Source organism: Nocardioides sp. (assembly GCF_047607185.1).
Lineage (GTDB): Bacteria > Actinomycetota > Actinomycetes > Propionibacteriales > Nocardioidaceae > Nocardioides.
Genome location: NZ_JASGDQ010000019.1, coordinates 1 through 5530 on the forward strand (window position 1 = coordinate 1; position 5530 = coordinate 5530).

Here is a 5530-nt window from a genome sequence, read left to right on the forward strand (position 1 = left end):
GCCGTACAGGCCGACCAGAGGAACTCAGTGGAAAGGCTGGACAGACCAGCAGCACAGGCGCGCCCGTGCGGCCCACTGCACCTCCCACAGGATTCAACCCACTCGGGAGAGCTCATCCACGGATCGAGGCTTAGAGCCTCCGCCGATGGGCGGCGTCGTCGCGGGCGGTGTCCCGGTGCGTGGCTGGCAAGGCGGAGGAGGGAGCCGTGGCGGAGCCACGGCGACTGACGACAACGCAGCCAGGCGCGTGCTGGGGCGCCGCGCAGCAGGCGCGGCCCATCGGCGGAGGCTCTATGGTCTTTCCGTGATGTCGCTGTCTCGCCGCGCCGTGCCCGGCCTGCTCGTCGGTGCCGCCGCGGCGCTGACCGGCTGCGACCTGCTGCCTGCCGACGATCCGGCGCCGGTCCCGGCGCCCACCGCGGACGAGCTGCTGGTCGACGCCGTCGCCGCCCAGCTGCTGGCCGCGCGGAACCAGGCCCTCGCCGTCGCCGGCGGGGAGTCGTACGCCGCCCTGCACGATGCCCACCTGGTCGCGCTGGGGCGTCCGGCGGCGCCCGGCACGCCGCTGGCCTCGCCGACGACGCTGCCCTCGGGCGCTGTCGACGCCGGTGCCGCGCTGGTCGCCGTGGAGCAGGGTCTGCGGACGGCTCTCGCCGATGGCGCGGTGAGCGCCGAGGACGGCAGCCTGGCCAGGCTGCTCGCGTCGATGTCCGCCGCGGTGGCGCAGCTCGTGCACGGGGCCGCCGCGTGAGAAGCTTGCGAGCGAACCACAGGCAATATGCCGGCCACGAGCGCAGCGAGGGGTGGCGGCAGTGAGCGAGCTTGCGAGCGAACCACAGGCAACATGCCGGCCACGAGCGCAGCGAGGGGTGACGGCATGACGCCAGAGCAGACCGCCCTGGCCGCCGAGCACGCCGCCTGCTACGTCTACGGGGTGCTCGCCGCCCGGACCTCGCAGTCCGACTCCCCCGGGCTGTACGGCGTGCTGCGATCCGGCTTCGAGCACCACCGCGCCCGCCGCGACCGGCTCACCGCGCTGATCGCCGACGCCGGCCAGACCCCGGTCCCGGCCGAGCCCGCCTATCAGGTGCCGGGCCGGACCGGTTCCCCGGCCGGGATTCGGCGGGCGGCGCTGACACTGGAGCGCGGCTGTGCCACCACCTATGCCTGGCTGGTCGCCCAGACCACCGGCGAGGACCGGCGCTGGGCGGTCGAGGTGCTGACCGAGACGGCGCTGCGGGAGTTGTCGCTCAAGGGCTCGCCGCAGACCCTGCCCGGTGTCGACTGACGCCGACATGGACACGGCCCGCGAGCCTGGCTCCGAGCAACTCCCGAGACGTTGCCCGAAGCGGCTCGCGGGCCGTCCGAGGAGGCCTGGACACTAGGCCTGGAGAGATTCTTGTTGGGGGGACTCTCTCTGTGCACAATCATGCAACCCGCTGGGCGGCATACCTAGCGATTCGACCCCTCAACTCTTCGCACTGCACAAAACTGCAAAAGTCACATGTACCCCGGTTGGCCGCCTCGTCGGCGATGACGACCCGCGCCCGGATGGCGCGGTCGACGATCCTGCTCATCGTCTGACGAGGGCGACGAGGTGGTCGACCACCTGATCAGCGGCGACGTCCTCGCGCTCGCCGGAGCGGCGGTCCTTGACCTCGATGACGCCGTCGGCGAGGCCGCGGCCCACGGTGACGATGGTGGGCACGCCGATCAGCTCGGCGTCCTTGAACTTCACGCCCGGGCTGACCTTCTCGCGGTCGTCGTAGAGCACCTCGACGCCGGCCTCGGTGAGCTCGGTGGCGATCCGCTCGGCGGCGGCGAAGATCGCCTCGTCCTTGCCGGTGGCGATCAGGTGTACGTCGGCCGGGGCGACATTGCGCGGCCAGCACAGCCCGATCTCGTCCAGCGTCCCCTCGGCGACTGCGGCGACCGCGCGGGTGACGCCGATGCCATAGGAGCCCATGGTGACGGTGACCAGCCTGCCGGACTCGTCGAGCACCTGGAGACCGAGCGCCTCGGCGTACTTCCTGCCGAGTTGGAAGACGTGGCCCATCTCGATGCCCTTGGCGGACTCCAGCGTGCCGTCGGCGCAGTGGGGGCAGGGGTCACCGTCACGGACCTCGGCAGCCTCGATGGTGCCGTCGGGGGTGAAGTCGCGGCCGGCCACCAGGCCGAGGACGTGGTGCTGGTCGAGGTCGGCGCCGGTCACCCAGGCGGTGCCCTCGGCGACGCGCGGGTCGACCAGGTAGCGGATGCCGGTCTTGCCGCGCTCCCCCAGCACGCCGGGGCCGATGTAGCCCTTCACCAGGTCGGGGAAGGACCGCATGGTCGCCTCGTCCATCGGCTCGACCTCGATCGGCTCGAGCTGGCCCTCCAGCCGCTTCTGGTCGACCTCGCGGTCGCCGGGCAGGCCGACGGCGAGGTGCTCGAGAGTGCCGTCGGGGTGCTTGAGGGTGAGCAGCACGTTCTTGAGGGTGTCGCCGGCCTGCCAGGGCCGGTCCTCGCGGGGATGGTCGGCGTTGAGCCGGTCCACCAGGGTCGCGATGGTCGGGGTGTCGGGCGTCTCCTCGACACGGGCGGCGGGGAGGCTCGCCAAGAAGTCGGGCCCAGCCGACGTGGGCGCGGGTGGCCGCACCGCGACCGCCTCCACGTTGGCGGCGTAGTCGCAGCTGGTGCAGCGGACATAGGTGTCCTCGCCGACCTCGGCCTTGGCCAGGAACTCCTCGCTCGCCGAGCCGCCCATCGCGCCGGAGGTGGCCTTGACGATCGCGTAGTCGAAGCCGAGCCGGTCGAAGATCCTGATGTAGGCGTCGCGGTGCTCGTCGTAGGACTGCTGCAGGCCGCGCTCGTCGATGTCGAAGGAGTAGGAGTCCTTCATGATGAACTCGCGGCCGCGCAGCAGGCCGGCGCGGGGTCGGGCCTCGTCGCGGTACTTGGTCTGGATCTGGTAGAGCGAGAGCGGCAGATCCTTGTAGGAGCTGTAGAGGTCCTTGACCAGGAGGGTGAACATCTCCTCGTGCGTGGGCCCGAGCAGGTAGTCGGCGTCCTTGCGGTCCTTGAGCCGGAAGATGCCGTCGCCGTACTCGGTCCAGCGGCCGGTGGCCTCGTAGGGCTCGCGGGGCAGCAGCGCCGGGAAGTGCACCTCCTGCGCGCCGATGGCGGCCATCTCCTCGCGGATGATCGCCTCGACCTTGCCGAGCACCCGCAGACCCAGCGGCAGCCAGGTGTAGATGCCCGGCGCGGCACGGCGGATGTAGCCGGCGCGCACGAGCAGCCGGTGGCTCGGCACCTCCGCGTCCGCCGGATCCTCCCGCAGGGTTCGCACGAACAGGGTCGACATCCGCATCAGCATGGGCACAGGGTACGGCGCCCGGCCGGTGCGCTCCCACCTGGTTCCGCGGACGCCGGTCCACCGAAGCGGGCACCGTCAGCCGACGTCAGGCGGCGCTCTCGACCCGGCCACGGACTTCGGTGGACCCGAGCACGCGACGCACGAGCGCAGCCACGACCGACCTCACGTAGTCGGGCTCGAACATCACGTCCTCCCAGGCGAACCGCAGCACCAGCCACCCATCGGCGACCAGCAGGTTGTATCGCCGGGCGTCGTTGCGCAGCGCCGCCCGGTTGCCGTGCCATTCGAAGGAGTCGGCCTCGATGACGAGGCGCAGATCCTCGTCGACCAGATCGGGGCGCACCCACGGGATGACGCTGGTGATGAGGACTTGCGGCCGCACCGTCAGCCCCGGGATGCTCGCGCAGATCGCCCGGAGCACGGACTCGAACGGGTTCGCCGCATCGGGAGTCGACACCTCCACGACCCGTCGCACCTGCGGGCTGCCCGGCCCGCGCGCTTGACGGGCCACCCGCGTCAGCAGGGCCGACTCGCCATCGCGGCGCGCGGAGTCCGCGATGGCGAGCGCCTCGTCGAAGGGCAGCTGCCGCAGGCACTGGAGCAGCGTCACCTCGCGTGACGTCGCGCCGCCGTCGAGCTCCTCCGGAAGCAGATCCCCGCGGTGCCAGCTCCCGCGTCCGGCCACGACCGGCGGAACCCGACGGCCGCGGGCGAGCAGGACGTGGGGCAACTCCGGGACCGACTTCGCCGCCCAGCCGTGGTGGAGGGCGGCACTGGTCAGGCAGAGAACACCACCCGCCGCCTTGGCGATCGCGAGAGCGTCACCCAGCACCGGCAGGCCGTAGTAGCCGCGCCGCACCGAGACGATCGTCGATCCTGCGAGCGCGCGGTCCACGTCGCGCCGACTGGTGAGGGCGATCAGCTCAGCCCGGCCGGCCACGCCACCGAGGCGGGTCAGGGCCTCGATCACGTGGTCGTCCGCAGCTGCGCTCACCTGCCCATCGTCGGCGACCTCGTCCCGCGCCGCATCTCGCTCTCCACAGGCTCGTAGCCGGGTCCACCGACACCCCCCCGGACGCCGTGGCGCAGGCGCGGCGCACCGACCCGCGACCGACTTCGGTGGACCCGGGTGCGCACCGGTCAGAACATCACCGTCGAGAAGCGGGCGGTCTCCACGAAGCCGACCGCCTCGTAGGCGTGACGGGCGGGGGTGTTCCAGTCGTTGACGTAGAGGGAGACGACCGGCGCGATCTCGCGGCGCACGATGTCGGCGACGGCGGCCATGCCGGCGGTCGCGATGCCCTGGCCGCGCAGGTCAGGGACGACGTAGACGCCCTGGATCTGCGCGGCGTAGGGCGAGGCGCAGGCGACCTCGGCCTTGAAGACCAGCCGGCCGTCGTCCTCGAAGCGCGCGAAGGACCAGCCGCGCGACATCAGCTGCAGCACCCGGGCGCGGTAGAGCTCCGCGCCGCCGCCGAGCTCTGGTGAGACGCCGACCTCCTCGGTGTACATCGCGACGCAGGCGGGATAGACCTCGGCGAGGTCGGCCCGGGAGGTACGACGGACCAGCGGGTCGGGCGCCACCAGCGGTGCGCCGGAGAGCTCCAGGTGGGGCTGCTGCCAGCGGATGTCGCGGGGCCGGCCCCAGTGACCGGCCACGGTGTGCCAGAACGCGCTGACCGGCACGTGCGGGCCGACCAGCGTGGAGACCGTGCGGCCGCGTGCCAGCGCCCGCTCGCCGAAGGCGCGGGCGTCGTCCTCGCCGGCCTGGATCGGCACCAGGTTGGCGCCCACGTGGCAGGCGGCGACCAGGTCACCGCCCAGCCAGCGACCCCACATCTCGCCGCCGAGCCAGCGCTGCTCCAGGCTGGTGGTGCGGGCGCGGTAGTCGGCGAACACATTGACGACCGGGTCGAGCGCGACCAGGTCGAGGAACGCGGTCAGGTCGGCCGGCCCGAGGGCCCGGATCCCCTGTCGCATGGTGAGCACGAGGCGAGCCTACGCACCCCGCCGCCGAGTCGGCAGAAGTGCAGGTCCACAAACCGCCGAGTCGGCAGAAGTGCAGGTCCACAAACCGCCGAGTCGGCACAAGTGCTGGCCGCGCCCGCAGCACTTGTGCCGACTCGGGCCTTCTCACACCAGCACTTCTGCCGACTCGGGCCCTCTCACACCAGC

General features: G+C 72.1%; 5 protein-coding genes. 2 read left to right on the forward strand and 3 right to left on the reverse strand.

Features of this window, described 5'->3' with window-relative positions; genetic code table 11:
- The first annotated feature begins 304 nt into the window (after positions 1-304).
- Both QM595_RS01985 and QM595_RS01990 read left to right on the forward strand, forming a co-directional pair.
- Positions 305-751 carry a hypothetical protein gene (locus tag QM595_RS01985; RefSeq protein ID WP_415169844.1) on the forward strand — a complete coding sequence of 149 codons (447 nt, stop codon included), beginning with the start codon at positions 305-307 and terminating at the stop codon, positions 749-751.
- 126 nt (positions 752-877) lie between these two features.
- Positions 878-1288: a ferritin-like domain-containing protein gene (locus QM595_RS01990; protein WP_415169845.1), complete on the forward strand. Its 411-nt coding sequence runs from the start codon at positions 878-880 to the stop codon at positions 1286-1288.
- Between the two features lie 285 nt (positions 1289-1573).
- On the opposite strand, the gene QM595_RS01995 is transcribed toward QM595_RS01990, so the two are convergent.
- From QM595_RS01995 to QM595_RS02005, 3 genes are all read right to left on the reverse strand, one after another.
- Positions 1574-3355 (reverse strand): proline--tRNA ligase, encoded by a 1782-nt coding sequence (locus QM595_RS01995; RefSeq protein ID WP_415169846.1) that lies wholly within the window; start codon positions 3353-3355, stop codon positions 1574-1576.
- An 85-nt stretch (positions 3356-3440) separates the two neighbouring features.
- Positions 3441-4349 (reverse strand): DUF559 domain-containing protein, encoded by a 909-nt coding sequence (locus tag QM595_RS02000; RefSeq protein ID WP_415169847.1) that lies wholly within the window; start codon positions 4347-4349, stop codon positions 3441-3443.
- A gap of 146 nt (positions 4350-4495) precedes the next feature.
- Positions 4496-5335: a GNAT family N-acetyltransferase gene (locus QM595_RS02005; protein WP_415169848.1), complete on the reverse strand. Its 840-nt coding sequence runs from the start codon at positions 5333-5335 to the stop codon at positions 4496-4498.
- Positions 5336-5530: the final 195 nt, after the last annotated feature.